19 protein-coding genes are annotated in these 19405 nt (G+C 65.1%); 2 read left to right on the forward strand and 17 right to left on the reverse strand.

What is annotated here, in order from left to right:
- Positions 1 to 31: 31 nt before the first annotated feature.
- From CSC67_RS17430 to CSC67_RS17450, 5 genes are all read right to left on the reverse strand, one after another.
- Entirely contained in the window at positions 32 to 1378 is a 1347-nt protein-coding gene (locus CSC67_RS17430; protein WP_118995733.1) for an amidase family protein, read from the reverse strand.
- A gap of 9 nt (positions 1379 to 1387) precedes the next feature.
- Positions 1388 to 2335 (reverse strand): alpha/beta fold hydrolase, encoded by a 948-nt coding sequence (locus tag CSC67_RS17435; RefSeq protein WP_118995734.1) that lies wholly within the window; start codon positions 2333 to 2335, stop codon positions 1388 to 1390.
- A gap of 10 nt (positions 2336 to 2345) precedes the next feature.
- Positions 2346 to 3650 (reverse strand): TRAP transporter large permease, encoded by a 1305-nt coding sequence (locus tag CSC67_RS17440; protein ID WP_118995735.1) that lies wholly within the window; start codon positions 3648 to 3650, stop codon positions 2346 to 2348.
- Positions 3637 to 4146 carry a TRAP transporter small permease gene (locus tag CSC67_RS17445; protein WP_209304348.1) on the reverse strand — a complete coding sequence of 170 codons (510 nt, stop codon included), beginning with the start codon at positions 4144 to 4146 and terminating at the stop codon, positions 3637 to 3639. Before CSC67_RS17445 ends, CSC67_RS17440 begins: the two co-directional genes overlap by 14 nt.
- A 111-nt stretch (positions 4147 to 4257) precedes the next feature.
- Positions 4258 to 5295, reverse strand: a complete 1038-nt coding sequence (locus tag CSC67_RS17450) for a TRAP transporter substrate-binding protein (protein ID WP_209304349.1) — start codon at positions 5293 to 5295, stop codon at positions 4258 to 4260.
- Between the two features lie 202 nt (positions 5296 to 5497).
- Here CSC67_RS17450 and CSC67_RS17455 point away from each other — a divergent pair, with 202 nt between their 5' ends.
- Together CSC67_RS17455 and CSC67_RS17460 are read left to right on the forward strand one after the other, a co-directional pair.
- Positions 5498 to 6313, forward strand: a complete 816-nt coding sequence (locus CSC67_RS17455) for an IclR family transcriptional regulator (protein ID WP_118995737.1) — start codon at positions 5498 to 5500, stop codon at positions 6311 to 6313.
- Positions 6310 to 7119, forward strand: coding sequence for an aspartate dehydrogenase (locus CSC67_RS17460; RefSeq protein WP_118995738.1), 810 nt, complete (start codon positions 6310 to 6312; stop codon positions 7117 to 7119). The genes CSC67_RS17455 and CSC67_RS17460 overlap by 4 nt, the downstream gene beginning before the upstream one ends.
- A 112-nt stretch (positions 7120 to 7231) precedes the next feature.
- Here CSC67_RS17460 and CSC67_RS17465 read toward each other — a convergent pair whose 3' ends face one another.
- From CSC67_RS17465 to metE, 12 genes are all read right to left on the reverse strand, one after another.
- On the reverse strand, positions 7232 to 7366 hold the full coding sequence (locus tag CSC67_RS17465) for an entericidin A/B family lipoprotein (protein ID WP_118995739.1): 135 nt from the start codon (positions 7364 to 7366) through the stop codon (positions 7232 to 7234).
- A 50-nt stretch (positions 7367 to 7416) separates the two neighbouring features.
- Positions 7417 to 7953, reverse strand: a complete 537-nt coding sequence (gene ppa, locus CSC67_RS17470; protein ID WP_118995740.1) for an inorganic diphosphatase — start codon at positions 7951 to 7953, stop codon at positions 7417 to 7419.
- A gap of 38 nt (positions 7954 to 7991) precedes the next feature.
- Entirely contained in the window at positions 7992 to 9527 is a 1536-nt protein-coding gene (locus CSC67_RS17475) for a heme biosynthesis HemY N-terminal domain-containing protein (protein ID WP_118995741.1), read from the reverse strand.
- 2 nt (positions 9528 to 9529) lie between these two features.
- The gene (locus tag CSC67_RS17480; RefSeq protein WP_118995742.1) at positions 9530 to 11146 is read right to left on the reverse strand and encodes a uroporphyrinogen-III C-methyltransferase; all 1617 of its coding nucleotides are present in this window, start codon (positions 11144 to 11146) and stop codon (positions 9530 to 9532) included.
- 27 nt (positions 11147 to 11173) lie between these two features.
- A complete protein-coding gene (locus CSC67_RS17485) occupies positions 11174 to 11992 on the reverse strand; it encodes a uroporphyrinogen-III synthase (protein WP_118995743.1) in 819 nt (272 codons plus the stop codon).
- A 75-nt stretch (positions 11993 to 12067) separates the two neighbouring features.
- On the reverse strand, positions 12068 to 13042 hold the full coding sequence (gene hemC / locus CSC67_RS17490) for a hydroxymethylbilane synthase (protein ID WP_118995744.1): 975 nt from the start codon (positions 13040 to 13042) through the stop codon (positions 12068 to 12070).
- A gap of 4 nt (positions 13043 to 13046) precedes the next feature.
- Positions 13047 to 13178 carry a hypothetical protein gene (locus tag CSC67_RS21690; protein WP_280813871.1) on the reverse strand — a complete coding sequence of 44 codons (132 nt, stop codon included), beginning with the start codon at positions 13176 to 13178 and terminating at the stop codon, positions 13047 to 13049.
- Positions 13165 to 13884, reverse strand: a complete 720-nt coding sequence (locus tag CSC67_RS17495) for a TerC family protein (RefSeq protein ID WP_118995745.1) — start codon at positions 13882 to 13884, stop codon at positions 13165 to 13167. Before CSC67_RS17495 ends, CSC67_RS21690 begins: the two co-directional genes overlap by 14 nt.
- A gap of 97 nt (positions 13885 to 13981) precedes the next feature.
- Complete coding sequence (sucD, locus tag CSC67_RS17500; protein WP_118995746.1) at positions 13982 to 14863, reverse strand: succinate--CoA ligase subunit alpha; 882 nt, start codon at positions 14861 to 14863, stop codon at positions 13982 to 13984.
- Between the two features lie 21 nt (positions 14864 to 14884).
- Positions 14885 to 16045 carry an ADP-forming succinate--CoA ligase subunit beta gene (gene sucC, locus CSC67_RS17505; protein ID WP_118995747.1) on the reverse strand — a complete coding sequence of 387 codons (1161 nt, stop codon included), beginning with the start codon at positions 16043 to 16045 and terminating at the stop codon, positions 14885 to 14887.
- Positions 16046 to 16127: 82 nt separating this feature from the next.
- The gene (locus CSC67_RS17510; RefSeq protein ID WP_118995748.1) at positions 16128 to 16709 is read right to left on the reverse strand and encodes a DUF2889 domain-containing protein; all 582 of its coding nucleotides are present in this window, start codon (positions 16707 to 16709) and stop codon (positions 16128 to 16130) included.
- A gap of 203 nt (positions 16710 to 16912) precedes the next feature.
- Positions 16913 to 19213 carry a 5-methyltetrahydropteroyltriglutamate--homocysteine S-methyltransferase gene (metE, locus tag CSC67_RS17515; protein WP_118995749.1) on the reverse strand — a complete coding sequence of 767 codons (2301 nt, stop codon included), beginning with the start codon at positions 19211 to 19213 and terminating at the stop codon, positions 16913 to 16915.
- Positions 19214 to 19405 lie beyond the last annotated feature (192 nt).

Genomic DNA, 19405 nt, shown 5'->3' on the forward strand with positions numbered 1-19405 from the left:
GGCACAGGGGGGCGTGCCGATACGGATCGTTTTACCGCAGCAGGAGCTCTTGCACGGCTTCACCCAAACCCAGCAAGCGGGCATCCCGTCCCGAAGCGGTGGATAAAGACACTCCCACGGGCAGGCCGTCGTCCGCCGGCCCGGCCGGCAGGCTCAAGGTCGGCATGTCCAGATAGCTGCCCAGCATCGTGTTGTGCAACACCTGCAGATTGCATTGAGCGAACCACTCGTCGTCCTTTTCCAACGGCGCCATGGCGGGCGCCGTCATGGATACGGTGGGGTACAGCAATACTTCCCGCTCGGCCAGATCCTTGCCCGCCATGGCCGCAAGCGGAGCGCGGCGGGTTTCGATGACGTCCCGGTCGGCCTGGGCCAGCGACGCCCCGCGCCTCATCCGGGCGGCGATGCGCGGATCGACCTTCAGGAACTCGGGCGAGGCCATCAAGGCTTCATGCACGCGGGTCGCCTCGACCGCGACCAGCGTGCCGTGCTCCTCGAAGATCCGCCGCGTCAATTCGAAGGAGGCGAACTCCCGATGTTCGATTCCGGCGCCCGCGCGCGACAGCCTGGCCAAGACGTCCTCGAAGACCGCTTGAACCGCCGGCGAGGCCTGCGCCAGCGCCCGTCCCGCCGGGACGATGAAGCGCCAGTTCGACAGGGGCCCCGCCGGCTCGCAGGTCTGGCCCGTCAGCATTTCGTCCAGCAAGCAGGCGTCCGCCACCTCGCGCACGAGCGGGCCCGCGGTATCCAATGACGGCGCCAGCGGATACATGCCTTGCGTTGAATAACGCCCATGGCTGGGCTTGAAACCGACCAGCGCTTGGAATGCGGCCGGCACGCGGATGGAGCCCGACGTATCCGAACCCATGCCGCAGGGCACCCATCCCAGGGCGACCGCCGCCGCGCTTCCGGACGAGGACCCGCCCGGGATGCGCGCCACCGCCTGGTCGACCGGGTTGCGGGGCGTGCCGGGATAGGGGTTGATGCCCAGGCCGGAATAGGCGAATTCGCTGAGCGTCGTCTTGCCTATGCTGACCATGCCCTGTGCTTCGAGCTGGCGCACCAGTTCGGCATCGGCAGTGGCCGGCGCCGCCTGGGCCCTGACGCGGGAGCCGCAGGTGGTGACCGTGCCCGCCACGTCGAAAACGTCTTTCCAGACGATGGGGACGCCGTCCAGCGGCCCCAGCGGCTTGTTGCTTCGCCAGCGCTCGGTGCTGGCCCGGGCGGCCCGCTCGGCTCGCTCTCGCGTCAAGGCCGTGAAGACGTGCTCGGGCGCGCCGTCCTTTTCTATCGAGGCAAACACGGCCTCCAATACTTCTAAAGGCGTGCGCTCCCCGCGCTCAAATGCATGGTGGAAGTCGACGATTCGCATGTTCATGATACGTTCCTATTGCGCTTCGGCCATACAGCGCACTTTCATCCAGCGGACGATGCCGTCGGCCACTTCCCGCTCGGCCCCCATATACCAATGGTTGCCATCGACGACCAGGCTGTCGAACGCGGCCGCCCGCGCCGCATGCGTACGCAAAAGCTGGATGGCCGCCGGGACCCCGCCCGGCCCGACTATCTCGCCCTGGCTTCCGTAGATGGACAGCACGGGCGACGTGATCCGGCGCAGGTCCTCGAACGCGGAAGCCGACTTTCTGTCATAGAAATCGAAGGTGTCGGCCACCCGCCCTTCATCAAAGCGGTCCAGCAGGGTCTTCGCCGATACGCGTTGGCGCAACAGGCCGATGACGCATTCTTCGTCCATCAGGCTGCGTCCCTTGCCCGCTTCGACGCGGGCGCGCGCCTCGTCCATGAACGCCTGGAACCGCTCCGCGCCGTGCAAGGCGATGAACGCTCCCTTCAGATCGGGCGCCGAAGCCAGCACCAGACCCTTGACGCGTTCGTCCGCGGTCTGCGCCAGATAATGCAGGACTTTGGACGCCCCCAGCGAGTGTCCCAGCAATATGATGGGACCTTGCGTATGACGCGCGGCGTAGTCCACCCAGGCATGCAGATCGGGCACGCAATCTTCGAAACGCTCGAAGGCGGAGCCGTCCAGCCGGTACATCAGCGGGTCTCCCGCCCGGGACATCGCGATATTGCCATGCCCCGAACAGGTGATGGTGAGGATATGGCAATCGTCCAGGGCGGACCCCGCCAGGAAATCAAACACAAAACTGGTGTCCAGGCCCCCGCTCAGGCCATGCAGGCACAACAATAAGGGCGCATCGGGTTTTGCCGTGGCGTGAAAGCCGCTTAACTCCACGCCCTTCGAGGACACCACACGGACCAGATGGCCGGGCCGGCCCAGCGCCGCACTGCTACTTCTCGATACTACATTCATCATTCAACCTTTTTCATCGCATCAGATTGGGCAGGAACAAAACCAAAGAAGGGAACAGAATGAGCAGCCCGATGCGCACGAGATCGCTGACGATGAATGGCGTCACACCGCGATAGATGGTCCAGATCGATGTCCGCTTCGACAGGCCCTTGATGACGAATACGTTCAGGCCGAAGGGAGGCGTGATCAAGCCCACTTCGACGCACATCGTCACGATGACGCCGAACCAGATCGGATCGAACCCCATCTGCATGACGATGGGATACACGATGGGAACGACCAGGATGACGACCGCCAGGGCGTCGATCAGGCAGCCCAGGACCAGCAGGACCAGGATAATCAGCAGCAAGGTGCCGTACGGGCCAAGTTGCGATGCCGTCAACAGCTCCGCCACGCGTTGCGGGGTGCCGGTCGCCGCCAGGAAGTAGCCGAACAGCACGGCGCCCGCCATGATCAGCAGAATGGCCGCCGCGGTGCGCACGCTTTCGGCCAGGGACTGGAACAGGCGTGACCAGGACATGGCCCCCATCAGGGCCGTCAAGACGATTGCGCCCGCCGCACCCAGTGCCCCTGCCTCGGTGGGGGTGAACAGGCCGCCATAGATGCCGCCGATGACGAATACGCTCAGCAAAAGGATAGGGCCGAGACGCCGCAAGCTGAGGAAGCGATCGCGCCAGCCGGCGCGACTTCCTTTGGGCGCATCGTCGGGCCTTATCTTCAGCCATATCGCCACGGTCAGCATATAGAAGCCGATGGCGAGCAAGCCGGGCAGTACGCCGGCCATGAACAGCAGGCCGACGCTCTGCTGCGTCAGCAATCCATATACGGCCAAAGCGATGGAAGGCGGAATCAGGACGCCCAACGTTCCGCCGGCGGCGATGCTTCCGGTGGTCAGTCGTTCGGAGTAGCCCTGGCGCAGCATCTCCGGCAGCGCCACGCGCGTCATGGTGGCGGCCGTCGCGGCGGACGAGCCGCAAATGGCGGAAAACCCGCCGCAGGACGCCAAAGTCGCCATGGCCAGGCCGCCGCGCCGCTGCCCCAGCCAGAGCTGGGCTGCATGGAACAGGTCGCGGCTCAAACCGGACGCGACCGCCACGGCCCCCATGAGGATGAACAGGGGGATGAGCCCCATGGTGTAGTCGGACAGGGTCGCGATGACCGAATGCGACAGCATGCGGAAGGCGGGCTCGAAGCCGCTGAGCAGGCCGAAGCCCAGAATCCCCGACGCGCCCATGGCAAGGCCGATGGGCACGCGCAGCAGACACAGCAGCAGGAGGCTGCCGAACCCGGCGAAAATGGCAAATTCAGTACTGACCATCGGTTCGCTCCTCGTTGGATGCTGCCGGGTCCGCCACGGGCGGATCTTCGGGGAAAATCACCCGGCGCAGCAGCGTCAGGAATGCCGCCAGCGTGCCCAGCCAGGCGCTGGCGTAGAACAGCCAGACGGAAAGCCCCAGATCCACCGTTGTGATGCCTCCAAGGCGCGTGTCCAGGGTTTTCAGGCCCAGCGCTAGGCAGAAGCCGCCGACCAGCAGCATGCTCAGGGTCGAACCGATGCGCGTCAGAATGCGCTTCCAGCCGTCCGACAGGAAATCCCAGAACACGTCCAGCTGGATGTGGTCGTCGCGGCGGAAAGCCAGCGCGATGCCCCAGCAGATGACCACGCTCAGCAGCAGCCTGGAGATTTCGTATTCGTCGGGTATGGGCCAGGAAAACAGCCACCGCGTGATGGCCGACAACGATGTCAGGAAGGCCATGAACAGCAGGAGGAGCGAGGGAACGAATTCCAGGAAGGCGTAGAATCTTCGCATCATCCATCCACCTCGAAATAAACGCTTGCGTCATGGGGACGAGGGCCTGCGCCCCTCTCCGGGACAGAAAAGCGGCCGCCCCGGCCTGCGGGGGCGGCTGTCGGCGCGCATTGATCAATAAGCCGCATCGTATTCACGCAACTTCGCCTGGAGGGATTCAAAAGCTTCCTTGGCATCGACCCCGTTCTTCGAAGCGCCCTTCTCCCAGTCTTCGCGCACGCGCTCGGCCATCGCCCGCCATTCGCCGATGTTTTCGTCGGCCACTTTGTACACGGTGTGAGAGGGATCCGCGAGCAGGACCTTGCGCCCCTCTTGCTCCCAGTCATACCAGGCCTTGGGCAGCTTCTCGGCCCAATCGGCGTTGCAATGCGCGTCGATTACCGCCTTCTGATTGTCGGACAGGCGGGCGTAGGCGGCCTTGTTCATCAGGATGGCGGTGCCCAGAGAGTAGAAGTCCATGTCGAGGTGGTATTTGAGCGCGCGATCCGCTCCCAAGGCTTTGAGCAGATTCCACGGGAAGGAAATGGCGTCGACGACGCCCCGCTCCACCGCCTCGGCCGCGTCCGACGCCGAAAGCTGCAATGGCGAAGCGCCCGCCTTCCGATAGAAGTCCGCCGCCAGGACATTGGGCGAACGGATCTTCAGCCCTTGCAGGTCGGCGGGCACCTCTATCTTCTTCTTTGAATGAATCGTGCCGCCGCCATCGTAGAACATGGTGCAGACCTTGACGTCCCTCATTTCTTTCTCGGCGTAGGGCTGGTACCACTCGTAGAAAGCGCGAGAACCTTTTCCGTTGTCGGAAACGAGAAAGGGCATTTCAGCGGCAGAAACGATGGGAAAGCGCCCGGGCTCGATTCCGACCAGGTAGAACGACAGGTCGACGATGCCGTCGCGCGCCAGGTTGTAGTGTTCTTTGGCCGGCCCCATTTGCTGCGCCGGAAAAATCTGCACCGTGAGGTTGCCGTTCGACGCCTCTTCTATCGACTTGGCCCAAGGTTCCAATACCCCGAAATGCAGGGCATTGGTCGTGGGCAGATTGTGCGACAAGCGCAGACGCACCGGCTTGTCTTGCGCCCAGCCCGTCGAGGCGGCCAGCAGGCTGCCCGCAAATAACGCCGTAGCCCATCGGGCTGCCATACGCTTCCTGTTCATGTGTCGTCTCCTTCTGAATGTGAAATGCATGCCATCTCACTGTGATTGGGCCTGATGCGGCTGTTGAACCGAACAATCTTTATCTATCGAAAAACGATAGATATCTACTAATTTACGGAACATTCTGCCTATAATGACCCGTAGTAGTCAAGTCCTTTGGCATACTTCCATGGCTCAGCGACCTCTCCACTACGCGACGAACATGAACACTATTAATACAAAGACGCCCGCCGTCCTTGAACGCCAGCTACGCATTCTCGAATTGCTGGCGCAACATCCGGCGGGCCTGGCTTTCGGAGAAATTCACAGGAAGCTGGGCCTGCCCAAGGCCACCTTGCACAGATTGCTCAGCGGCCTGGCCTATGCCCGCTGCCTGGACGCCGACCCGCCGCTGCACGATGCCGACGACTCCATCGCGACCTCCCGGCGCATCTACTGGCTGGGTCCCCGCATTCGCGGCATGCTCGCAGCCGCCGTATCGCCCGACCGCATGGCGACCCTCTCTCAGGGCGTCCTGCACGAACTGGTCGACCAGTTTCACGAAACCGCATTTCTGGGCATGCTGCGCGGGACTCGCATTGAAAGCATCATGATGGCCACCCCTCCCAAGGATTGGTACGGCTACGTCAACCCCGGCCATGTCATGCCGCCGCAGGCCGCGGCCTCGGCAAAAGCCATTCTGGCCTTTCAGGATGAAGACTTCCTGCGTCAGATATACACGGATCCCATTCCGGCCTTGACGCCGAAGACACTGACGACGCAGGACGCCCTCCGCCGCGAACTGGCCACCGTCCGACGCACCGGCATTGCCTGGTGCCGCGAAGAAATAGACCTCGGTTTGGTGGCCGTGGCAGCTCCCATCCCCCTGGCTCAACTGGGCGTCATCTTTTCCGTTTCTTTGGTCGGCCCCTCGGAACGCATGAAGCAGCACGACGAAGCGGCGATCACGCAGGCCCTGCAGACAGCGGCTTCCCGGCTTTCTTCCATTTACGCCCGCCAACTCAACGTGGAAACATGATGACAATCCGACATGTCGCGCTGATCGGCCTGGGGGGCATAGCGCGCACCGTTATCGACACCCTGCAATCCGGCGCTGCGGCCCGGATAGCGCAGGTCGTCGTCCGTCCCGGCAGGACCGCGGAAGCGGCCCGCACGCTTCCATCCGGAGTCCAGCCCATCGACAAGCTGGAAGACCTGGCACCGGAAGTCTCGCTCGTCATAGAAACCGCAGGACACCAGGCGGTATCGGAATACGGCGCGAATGTTCTTGCCCTCGGTCGGGATTTCGGCCTGATCTCCTCCGGCGCCCTGGCTGATCGCAAGCTGCTGGCGACACTTCGGGAAACCGCGGAGCGTCACGGCCGCCGGCTCTTGGTTTTCAACGGCGCCGTGGCGGCGCTGGACGCTATATGCAGCGCACGCGCCGCCGGCCTGAAATCGCTCTGCTACACGGGCATCAAACCGCCCGAGGCATGGGCCGGCACGCCGGCGGCCGAACAATTCGACCTGGCGGCCTTGCGAAGCCGGACAGTGATATTCGAAGGCAGCGCCCGGCAAGTAGCCGCCGCCTATCCCAAGAATGCCAACGTAGCGGCGACGCTGGCGCTGGCGGGACTGGGCATGGAGGACACCCGGGTGCGCCTGGTGGCCGACCCGCACTCCACCGTCAACCGTCACCTTGTAGAAGGCGAAAGCATGCTGGGGCGCTTCAGTTTTGACACCGAAGCCAAGCCGCTTGCGTCCAATCCCAAGACTTCGGCAAGCACCGCCTATAGCATCGTCAGCCATCTGCTTGGCGGACCCAACGCGTTGCGGCTGAACTGAAGCGTTCGAGGGGACCGCTATTCGCGGGCGGAGCCGTCGAAGAAAAAACAATCCCGCCGCCGGCTTGCACCGGCGGCGGGATGTTCGACGGGCTTTATAGAACCCGAATGGCTTACTTGGTCGACCTTTGCACGGCGTCTCCGGCCGCGGAAATGTCTTCGCCGGCGCCGCGCACGGTGTTGGTGCAGCCCGCCGCCGCCAGGCAGCCCAGAATCAGCAAGGACGACACGATTTTATTTATAAGCATGGTGAACTCCTTCAAAGGAACGACTGCTCTACACGAAAAACGCGAAATGGCTATTTGTTCGAATCGGCGTAGCGCTTGGCGCTTTCCTGGATTTCTTTGCGCGCGACCTCGGCGTTGTCCCAGCCCTTGACCTTGACCCACTTGCCTTTTTCAAGGTCTTTGTAGTGCTCGAAGAAGTGCTGGATGCGGGCGAGGTCTTCCTCGGGCAGGTCCTGGGGCGACTGAATGTGGCGATAGGGAGGATACAGCTTGTCCACCGGCACGGCGAGCAGTTTCGCATCGCCGCCGGCCTCGTCGTCCATGTTCAGCACGCCGATGGCGCGGCAGCGCACGACAGCGCCGATCTGGATCGGGAAAGGCGCCACCACCAGCACGTCGGCCGGGTCGCCGTCGTCGGAAACGGTTTGCGGGATGTAGCCGTAGTTGGCCGGATAGTGCATGGCGGCCAGCATGAAACGGTCGACGAAAACGGCGCCCGACTCTTTGTCGACCTCGTACTTGACGGGATCGGAGTTCATCGGGATCTCGATGATGACGTTGAATTCGTCGGGCAACTTGGCGCCGGCGGTGACGCGGTCTAGGCTCATGCTTGCACTACCTCGGAAAAATTGAATGGTCGGGAAAATCAGTCTCGATGATTGGACTCGGGCGCCTGCGACGGATCTTGCGCACGGCTGCGGGGCCGGTCGGAGGTCTTGCTCAGGTCCACGCCCGGAATCGGGGCGCTGTCGAAATAGTCGTCCATGTCCGATTCGCTCGATGCCGGCACGGACGCGGCCTCGGGCGGCACGCGGGCGGCATTCGGCGAGGCGGATTGCAGGGGGTCGTCCAGATAGTCGGCGGCGCTGGCCGCGACGGGCGAAAACGGCTCGGCGTCGATGGGCGCCGACATGGGCATGCTCTCGACGTCGATCAAGGTGGGGTCGGCCCGCGTGTCGGCGGCGGGCAGCACCTTGCTCATCTCCAGCACGGGCAGCACGCCCGCCACGCCGGAGGCGAGCCGCCAGTGCTTCATGGCGTCGGCTTCGCGGCCGAGGCGATCATACAAATTGCCCAATAAGGCGTGGATGCGCACGTCGCTGCGTATCTTCATGCTGCGCAGCAGATAGCGCTCGCCCGGCCCCCACAGCTGGCCCGTCAGGCACAGGTTGCCCAGGGCCGCCAGCAGGTCGGAGTTTTGCGGATCGCCCTTGAGCCAGACCTCGGCCTTGGCCAGGCGGCGCGCCACGTGCTCGGGGGGGCACTGCGAATAGGCGTTCAGCAGGCGCGATTCCAGCCCGACGTTGAGGGCCGCCTCGAGCACCTTGCCGGCCGCTTCGAAGTCGCCTTGCCGCTCGTGGAAGGCGGCCGCCGCCAGCGCCACTTCGGGCAGGGTCCTTTCCTCGGCCTTGAGTTCGCCCCAGACGGCCTTGAAGCCCTCCGGGTCGACCGAGCCCAGCCGCACGGCGGCCGCGGTTTCGATCAGGGGCATGGCCTCGGACTTGTCGATGACGCCGCGCCGCAAAAGCGTGCGCGCCAGATCGAACACTCGCTCGTGCTCGCCCAATTGGCGATACGCCCTCAGGAGCAGCACGGCCGCATGCGAATGGCGCGGGTTGCTTTCGTGCAGCGGCTGAAGCAAGGCCAGCGCTTCCTGGGGGCGATTCTGGTCGAGCATCATTTCGGCTGTGGCGGCCGCATGCGCTTCCTTCAGGCGGGTGTCGTTGCCGGCGGCCTGGCGGGCCAGCCGCAGCGCATCGTCGCGGCGCGCATACTCGCCCAAGTGGTGGGAGGCCCGGGCCAGCGCCAGCCCGGCCAGCACCCGCGTATTGGGCGACTTGCTGCGGCCCAATAGCTTGGAAAGGCGCTGTTCGGCATCGTTATAGCGGCCTTCCAGCACGCTGATCCAGCCCGACTCCAGCAGCTCGTGCTCTTTCTTGCGGGCGCGCAGGCCGCGCCAGGAGCGGAAGCGCTCGGGCCCCGAAACCAGCCAGGCTATCAGCCGCAGCGCCACGTACAGCACCACGAAAGACGCCAGCAGCAGCAACACCGCAAAAGTCAGGGACAGCTCGATCCGCCAGGGCTGGGCGATGATCAGCACATTGCCGCTGTGCTCGCGCAGAACCAGGGCCAGTGCCACGGCCAGGACCAGCAATACGCACATCCACAACCATGTCCTCATCGCTACACTCCCGCCTGGTCGATGCGCGCCGAGGCGGCGGGCGTGGAAGCATCAAACCATGATCCGCCGACGAGGCGGACCTGCCGGACCGAAGCGCCCGAGACGCTCCGCCGGGCGCTGGCGGTGGCCGGCGACTCACCGTCGTCGGCCGGCGTACCGGCATCGCCGGAATCAGCACCGTTGCCGGACTCGCTTCCGCCATTGGAGGGACTGCTTCCGCCATTGGCAGGCGCATCCGCACCCTCGCCCCCCGCGGGCGAAGAGCCATTCGGCGCCGCGTCCTGAGGAGCTCCTTCCTGGGCGGCCCCGTCCTGGGCGGCCCCGTCCTGTCCGTTCGTTTCGCCGCCCTGGGATGCGTCCCCGCCTTGCGGCGAGGCGCCTTCTTGCGTCGACGCGCCGCCGCCTTGGGAAGACGTGCCCGCATCATCGGCGTCGCCGGCGCCGTCCTGCGACGACTTCGCATGCTCTTCGCGCAAGGTCTGGATGGCGTTCTGGCTATTGGCCACCGTGGGCAGCTCGACCTGGATCGAGGTATCGGCCAGCTGCAGGGCCAGCCTGAGAGCGCGATGGCCCTCGACCGAATTGATGTCGTAGCGCGCCTGCAGCAGCTGCACGACGGCGCGGGTCTCGGTATTCCAGACGTCGGGCTGCTTCATGAGAAGGGCAAGCTGGGCCGTCATCAGCCGCAGGCGCAGTTTGTCGCGCAGGCTGCCCGCCTGCTCGGGAGACATCAGCAGCGCCGCGGCGTCATCGACCCGGCGCACATTGATGAAGTTGCCCAGATCCTGCTTGATGGTCCACCAGGTTTGGCGCGACCAGTCGGCCACCGACGCCATGCCCTGCTTCCACCAGGGGGCGGCGGGATCGGATGCGCGCGCCGCCGGCGGCGGAGCGGATGGCCGCGCCGGCCTGGACGACGACGCCACGGCGGGAGCCGCGTCGTCGGGAATCAGCAGCGGCGCCGTCTCGACGAGACGGCCCAGTTCGTCGATACGGCTGGACAGGCGATTGATGTCTATCGTCGACACGGCGCGCAGCCTTTCGACGTCGCCGTTGATGGCCTGCTGCAGCGACGCCAGGCCGGGCCGGTTGGCGCGCGCGAGCTGGGCCTGGGCGGTTTCAAGCGCGATGATGGCATTGCTGACGTTGCCGCCCAGCAGCAGTTGCTGGTGGGCGATGGAGACCAGATGGTCGACGTCGTTGACGAGCGCGATGTCGGCGCCGCTGTCGGTCAGCATCTGCAGCGCCTGCTCCAGGCTTTGCAGATGCTGCTGCGCCTCGCCCAGGGAAGCCTGCATCCGCTCGATGCGCTCGGCCTGCTGTTGCGCCAGAGCCAGAGCCTGCGCGGCCTCGCTGGAGGCCGTCCGGGCCGTCTGGGCGCTTTGCTGCGCCTGGCTCAGCAAAGCGTCGCCGCGTTCTTGCATGGCGCGGTGCTGATACCAGACCGTGCCCGCAAGCGCCGCGATGATCAGGATCAGCACCAGGATGGCAATGACGAGAGCCGATCGCCGGGATGGCTTGGCCGGACGAGGCCCTGCCGCGGCCTGCTTGTTGGCGGGTTTATCGTGTGGGGTGGCGCTGCCGCTGCCGGACGTGTTGTCTGGTTTATTGTCTGTCATGGCGAAATTGTAATCCTTAGCACCCTTTCAGAGGGAAGCGAGCGATGTGACGGCCTGGAGAATGGCGTCGTCCCTTGGCGCACATATGGTAACCGCCAGGCGCCCCGCCGTGCCAGAAGGGACATCGAGCGAAGATTGTAAACGCCCCGCAATGCGCGGGTGTATCACCACGTAATGAAAACCCCTGCACGCAGAGAGCAAACCATGACGGGCCGCGTTGTCGATGAAGGCCTGGACGCCGTGGACGCTGGTAAGAAGACAGATGACCCCGCGGCCCGCCTCCAGGCCCGCGCGCAGGCGCTCTACCTGCTGACGCGGCCAGTCGACCGCGCACCGCTCGTAGGCGGCGTGACGGGTAACCCGCAAGCCGGCCTGCTCGAGCCGTTGGCCCAGCCATTCGCGTCCATTCTGGCCGCGCACGATCAACGCCGCGCGCAAGGGGGCGAGCCGCGGCTGCAGCACTTTCCAGAGCGACTCGGAGTCCTGCGCGTCGGCCTCGTCCGGATGCAGCACAAGATCGGCCGGCACACGGCCCGTGCGGGCGATCGCTCCGGCCGTGGCGGCGCCCACCGCGGCCACCAGAGTGCCGGAGGGCCATGTCCCGGGCAACTCGTCCGCCGCGGCCAATTGCTGGAAATAGGCCGAGACCGCATTGCCCGACACGAACACGATCAGATCGTGATCGGCGGGACGCGGAAGCGCTTGTACGCCGGAAAGCGGAGAAATGCTCAGCACGGGCATGGCGAGGGGTTCGAAGCCACGGTCGGCCAGGCGCCGCTCCAGCGGCTCGTTGCGCCCCGGCGGACGCGTCAGCACGACCAGCGCATCGGCCAGCCGGCCCTTCATGCCGGCAGTCCCGTACGGGTTATATGGCCAGTCAATTGCTTGCTCATGCGACCGCCCGTTTAGTGTTGACAGGCCCTAGCTCGCGGCCGGATCGTGGCCGGACGGTGCCGACGACGGATGGCCCGGCAGCAAGGCGGCGAGGATCTCGCGGGCGCCCTGATCGAGCAGCTCGGCCGCCACCTGCTTGCCCAACGCCTGGGCCTGCCCGGGGTCCCCCGAGGCCTGGGCGCGTATGAGGGTTCTGCCGTCGGGCCGGGCCACCAGCCCGCGCAGAGTCAGGACACCGTCCCGCAATTGCGCGTATGCGGCCAGGGGCACCTGGCAGGATCCGCCCAGTTCGGCCGACACGGTGCGCTCGGCCAGGGCGCACAAGGACGACTCCCGGCATTCCAGCGGCGCCAGCCACTTGCGCAGCTCGGCCCGCTCGGCCATGACCTCGATGCCCAATGCGCCCTGCCCGGCCGACGGCAGGCTTTGCTCCGGACTGAGATAGGCGCGGATGCGCGACGCCAGGCCCAGCCGCTGCAGGCCCGCCGCGGCCAGAATGATGGCTGCATATTCGCCTCGATCGAGCTTGCCGAGACGGGTATCGAGGTTGCCGCGCAAGGGCTTCACCTCGAGCTGCGGGTACAGCGCCCTGATCTGGGCCTCGCGCCGCAGGCTGGAGGTTCCGACCACCGCCCCGGCGGGCAGTTCGGACAGGTCGTCGACCTGATTGGAAACCAGCGCGTCGCGCGGATCTTCGCGCCGCATCACGGCCGTCAAGGCGAAGGGCAGCGTCAGGTCGACGGGCACGTCCTTGAGCGAATGCACCGCCAGGTCGGCCCGGCCGTCCAGCAGGGCGGTTTCGAGCTCTTTGACGAACAGCCCCTTGCCGCCCACCTTGGAGAGCGTGCGATCGAGTATCTGATCGCCGCGGGTGGTCATTTCAAGCAGGCTCACCTCGCACTCCGGATACAGCTCGGTCAGCCGGTCGCGAACGTGCTCGGCCTGCCACAGGGCCAGGCGGCTGGCGCGGGTGGCGATGACCAGGCGCGAGGGAGACGACATGGGCTCAGCCTGCATAGTAGTTGACGATGAGGTAGGCGGCGATGCCGATGAGGGCCAGCACGAACAGCCCCTTGAGCAGCGACATGCCCGAATCGGCGTCCTTCTTGTCGCCCGAGGAAGGTTTAAACAGACCCATGGATATCCACCTTTTTTGCGTTCTTGCGCGCGGCCAGCCATTTGCCGCCCGCCACGACCAGGACGGCCCCGGCCACTTCCGCAGCTATTTTAGCGGCGGCGTTGGGTTCGGCGAATTGATTCACGACAAAGACGTCGGTAATGAGCATGCCGCCCGCGATCCAGCCGAGCAGCGCGGCGCCGAACATCACCACGACGGGGAAGCGGTCGATCAGCTTGAGCACCAGGGTGCTGCCCCAGATGATGATGGGCACGCTCAGGAGCAGACCGAACACCACATAGCCGAGCTGGTGGTCGGAATGCGCGTTTTGCGCGGCGCCCGCGATGGCGATGACGTTGTCCAGGCTCATGACGAAGTCGGCGATGAGTATGGTCTTGACCGCCGCCCACACGGACGAGCCCGCCGTCACGTCGCCGTGGTGGCCGTCGTCGGGCAGCAGCAGCTTCACGCCTATCCATAGCAGCAGCAGGCCGCCGGCCACTTTGAGGAAGGGAATGCCGAGCAGCGTGAGCGCGAAGGCGATCAGGACGACCCGCATGGCGATGGCGCCCACCGTGCCCCAGAGTATGCCCCGGATACGCTGCCTGCGCTCGAGCTTGCGGCAGGCCAGCGCGATGACGACCGCATTGTCGCCGCCGAGCAGGATGTCGATCATGACGATCTGGAACAGCGCGCCCCAATGAAGGGTACTCAGAAATTCTGCCATCGGGTCTCCTGGTGACCGGGAAAAGGCGTGGAACAGTAGGTGAAAAAGGCCCGCCGAAGCGGGCCTTTTCTGGTGAAGCTAGAAGATGAGCATCCGCTTACAGCACCGACTTCAGCAGCTTGCCCATTTCGGACGGATCGCGCGTGGTGCGGATGCCGCAGGCTTCCATGATCTCGAGCTTGGCATCGGCCGTATCGGCCCCGCCGGAGATCAGGGCGCCGGCATGGCCCATGCGCTTGCCCGGAGGCGCCGTGACGCCGGCGATGAAGCCGACCACGGGTTTCTTCATGTTGTCCTTGGCCCATTCAGCGGCGTTGACCTCGTCGGGGCCGCCGATTTCACCGATCATGACGACCGCATCGGTATCCGGATCGTCGTTGAACATCTTCAGGACGTCGACGTGCTTCAAGCCGTTGATGGGGTCGCCGCCGATGCCCACCGCCGAGGACTGGCCCAGGCCGAGCTCGGTGAGCTGGGCCACGGCTTCGTAAGTGAGCGTGCCCGAGCGGCTGACCACGCCGATGCGGCCCTTGCGCGAGATGTGGCCGGGCATGATGCCGATCTTGAGCTCGTCGGGCGTGATGAGGCCGGGGCAGTTGGGGCCCAGCAGCAGGGTCTTCCTGTTTTCAGCGCGCATGCGGTTGCGCACCATCAGCATGTCGCGAACGGGAATGCCCTCGGTGATGCAGATGACCAGGTCCAGGTCGGCGTCGACGGCTTCCCAGATGGCGTCGGCCGCGCCCGCGGGCGGCACGTAGATGACGGAGACCGTGGCGCCGGTTTCAGCCTTGGCTTCCTTGACGGAGGCGTAGATGGGCACGCCTTCGAAGTCCTGGCCGGCCTTCTTGGGGTGCACGCCGGCGACGAACGCCTCTTTACCATTGGCGTATTCGCGGCAATAGTGGGTGTGGAACTGACCGGTTTTGCCGGTGATTCCCTGGGTGATGACTTTGGTGTCTTTGTTGATCAAGATCGACATTTACAAATCCTCGGCAAATTCTTATTTGGCGGCGGCCACGACTTTTTGCGCGGCTTCGGCCATGGTGTCAGCGCTGATGATGGGCAGGCCCGATTCGGCCAGCAGCTTCTTGCCCAGCTCTTCGTTGGTGCCCTTCATGCGCACGACCAGAGGAACCTTGAGGTTGACGGCCTTGCACGCTGCAATCACGCCTTCGGCGATGATGTCGCAACGCATGATGCCGCCGAAGATGTTGACCAGAATGGCCTGCACGCCTTCGTTCTTGAGCATGATCTTGAAGGCTTCGGTGACCTTCTCGGCCGTGGCGCCGCCGCCGACGTCCAGGAAGTTGGCCGGCTCGCCGCCGAACAGCTTGATGGTGTCCATGGTGGCCATGGCCAGGCCGGCGCCGTTGACCAGGCAGCCGATGTTGCCGTCCAGCTGGATGTAGGCCAGATCGAACTTGCTGGCCTCGACCTCGGCCGGGTCTTCTTCGTCCAGGTCGCGGTATTCGACGATCTCGGGATGACGGAACAGCGCGTTGGAGTCGAAGTTGAACTTGGCGTCCAGCGCGATGATGTTGTTCTTGCTGTCGCGGTTCAAGGGGTTGATTTCGACCAGCGAGGCATCGGTTTCCATGTAGCACTGGTACAGCTTCTGGAAGATGTCCACGGCCTGGTCGATCGATTCGGCGGGCAGCTCGATCTGCTTGGCGACCTTGGTGGCTTGCTCTTTGGTGAAGCCCACCAGGGGGTCGATGTATTCGGTGATGATTTTTTCGGGGGTGGACGCGGCCACTTCCTCGATGTCCATGCCGCCTTCGCTGGAAGCGATGAAGGCCACTTTCTGGGTGGCGCGGTCGGTCACGACGGAAACGTAGTATTCCTTCTGGATGTCGGCGCCTTCTTCGATGTACAGGCGGCGCACCTTCTGGCCTTCGGGCCCGGTCTGGTGGGTCACGAGCTGCATGCCCAGGATCTGCGAAGCCAGCTGGCGCACTTCGTCGAGCGAACGGGCCAGCTTGACGCCGCCGCCCTTGCCGCGCCCGCCGGCGTGGATCTGGGCCTTGACGACCCACACCGGACCGCCCAGCTTCTCGGCCGCGGCGACGGCTTCGTCTACGGAAAACGCGGGGATACCGCGCGGCACCGTCACGCCAAATTTCTTCAGCAGTTCCTTGCCTTGATACTCGTGAATTTTCATTGCTTACCTGTCAGAACGTAAAAATGAGAAGAAAGCTTGCTTGGTGTCTTGCAACACGCCCACTTGCCGGAAATGCCACGCCCTACTCCCGCTTGGCCCGGCCCTCGGGGGCCACATACCACTTCGGGTAATGCTTCGCGGCCACCGGACCGTCCACGCGCAAGGCGTGGCAGCCGTCCAGCTCGAAGGGCTTTTTATCGGACTGCTCGCCGCCGCGCGCCCGCTCTTCGCGCATGCGGCCCGCCATGCACTGCACGGCCACCGTGGGCAGCAGATGGGACAGCTCGGTCAAGTGCGTACAGCCCGCGGCGCGGCCGAACCGTTCTTTGACGGCGTTGCGGAAGCGACGCAAAAGATTAAGGCCCACCAGTTGCTGGTAGGCCGGGGCGATACTGAAGCAGTTTTCGTTGAAGGGCGCCGCATCGTAGGCCGCCTGAGCGGCCGTAATGGTGAAGTCGTTGTCGATGGTGACCCGCAGATGCATGCGGTGGACCGGATCGCCCATTTTATGGACGGTGCCGTTCTCGCGCGGGAAGTCGTAGCCCTTGACGTCGACGAGTTCGGCGTCAAGGTCCCACAAGCCGTCGTCGCGTGCATAGGCGTCCACGCGCAGGGTGCGCGTGTGCAGCAATTCGCGGGAAACGTCTGGCGGTGGCAGCGGCATTGAAAAGCGGGACGGACGATGACGATAAACTGAAGAAGTATAACGCAGGCCGTCGGAGCGAGCGAAGCCGTCCCCCTCTCGCGCCCGCCCTGGCCGGGCCGACAGCGCCGGGCGGCCGGGCGGGCCGGACGGCCCCTGAGCGCGAGCGGGCGCAGGCCGGCGAAAACCGGTGCCGCCCGCGCCGTAGCGCCGCCATGCGGCGCCTAGGCCGCCGCGCGCAACGTCCGCGCCGCCTGCACCATGGCTTCGAGCGCGCCCCGGGTTTCGGGCCAGGCGCGGGTCTTCAGGCCGCAGTCCGGGTTGACCCACAGCCTTTCGGTGGGCAGGCGGGAGGCCGCCTTGCGCATCAGCGACACCATGGCGTCCACCTCGGGCAGATTGGGCGAGTGGATGTCATATACGCCCGGACCGATGTCGTTCGGATAAGCGAAGTCCTCGAAGGCGCCCAGCAGCTCCATGTTCGAACGCGATGTCTCGATGGTGATGACGTCGGCATCCATGGCGGCGATGGCCTCGATGATGTCGTTGAACTCCGAATAGCACATGTGGGTGTGGATCTGCGTGCCGTCCTCGACGCTGGAAGTGGCCAGGCGGAAGCAGTCCACGGCCCAGTCCAGGTAGGCCTGCCAGTCGCCGCGGCGCAGCGGCAATCCCTCGCGGAAGGCCGGTTCGTCGATCTGGATGATGCGGATGCCGGCGCGCTCGAGATCGGTGACCTCGTCGCGCAGGGCGAGCGCCAATTGGCGGCAGGTGTCTTCCCTGGGCTGGTCGTCGCGCACGAAAGACCATTGCAGCAGCGTGACCGGCCCGGTCAGCATGCCCTTCACGGGCTTGTCGGTGAGCGACTGCGCGTAGCTGCTCCAGCCCACCGTCATGGGCGCCGGCCGCAGCACGTCGCCATAGATGAGCGGCGGCTTGACGCAGCGCGAGCCATAGCTCTGCACCCAGCCGTTCTGGGTGAAGGCGAACCCGGCCAGCAGTTCACCGAAGTATTCGACCATGTCGTTGCGCTCGGGCTCGCCGTGCACCAGGACATCCAGGCCCACTTCCTCCTGGAAGCGGATGGCGGCCTCGATCTCGGCCCGGACCTCTTTTTCGTAGGCCGCATCGGACAGGGAGCCCTGGCGCCAGTCGCGGCGCAGCCGGCGGATTTCGGTGGTCTGCGGGAAGGAGCCGATGGTGGTCGTGGGAAAGTCGGGCAGGCCGAGCTCCTTGCGCTGCCTGGCGATCCGGTCGGCAAAGGGCGCGCGGCTGCGCGACAAGGCCTGCGATTCGGCAATCTGCCCGCGCACCGCCTCGTTGTGCGTGCGGGTGGAAGTACGGCGCGATTGCAGGGCCGCGCGCTGTGCCTGCAGCGCGGCGGCGGTGGCTTCATCGACGTCCTCGTCGAGCAGGCGGGCCAGCCAGCGCAGTTCTTCCAGCTTCTGCGCGGCGAAGGACAGCCAGGACTTCAGTTCAGGGTCGAGCTGCGTTTCCGCGCCCAGGTCGACCGGCACGTGCAGCAGCGAGCACGAGGGCGCCAGCCACAGGCGTTCGCCGAGCCGTTCGCGCAGCGGCTCGAGCAGCGCCAAGCGGTCGTCCAGGTCGGTGCGCCATATATTGCGCCCGTCTATCACGCCGGCCGACAGGACTTGGTCGTCTCCCAGTACGGCGGCCACTTCCAGAGCCTGTTCCGGCGCCCGCACCAGGTCCACGTGAACGCCGTGCACAGGAAGGCCTCGAAGCACGTCCAGGTTCTGGGTAACGCGGCCAAAATAACTTGCCAGGAGGACGCGCGGACCGCCGTCGGCAAGCTCGCCATAGACGCGCCTGAAGGCCTCCTGCCAGGCGGGGGGCAGGTCCAGCGCCAGGATGGGTTCGTCTATTTGCACCCACTCCGCACCCTGTTCGGCCAGGCGCCGCAGCACCTGCGCATAGACCGGCAGAAGCGCATCGAGCAGCTCCAGCTTGCCCTCGTCATGCGCGCCCTGGACGAAGGCGTCGCCCTTGCCGAGCCACAGCCAGGTCAAGGGGCCGGGTATCACGGGCTTGGCGACGTGGCCCAGGGACTGGGCCTCGGCGACCTGATCGAACAGATCGCTGCGCGCAATGCGGAAGGTCTGTTTGGGCGTCAGTTCAGGCACGATGTAGTGGTAATTCGTATCGAACCACTTGGTCATTTCGCAGGCGGCGGCGGGCGTTCCCGACGGCGCGCGCCCGCGGCCCATGCGAAACAGGGTGTCCAGGCCCACGGGCTCGTCCGAAGGTTGGCCGAAGCGGGCCGGCACCGCGCCCAGCAGAGTGGTCCATTCCAGGATATGGTCGTACCAGGCAAAATCGCCCACCGGCACCATGGCCTTGCGCGCGCCGCCCGCCTGCAAGGCCCAATGGCGGCGACGCAACTCGCGGCCCGTCTCGAGCAATGTGTTCAGGTCGCCCTTGCCGGCCCAATAGGCCTCCAGGGCGAATTTGAGTTCGCGCCGGGCTCCCATGCGCGAAAAACCCAGGCTATGAAAAACGGTCATGTCTTCTCTCGTAACGGTGAAACCAAAATCATCGAGGCGCGGATGTGCAAAAACGCACAGGGCGCGCGCCGCCCGGAATGAATTATGACGCTACAATTTCATGAGACAAAATCAAATGCGACAACATTAATATGAGTCAATCTCATGCTAATGAAGTTGCCGTCCGACCCGTTCCTTTCGGCGCTGTGACGC

Source organism: Pusillimonas caeni, from assembly GCF_003545815.1.
Lineage (GTDB): Bacteria > Pseudomonadota > Gammaproteobacteria > Burkholderiales > Burkholderiaceae_B > Pusillimonas > Pusillimonas caeni.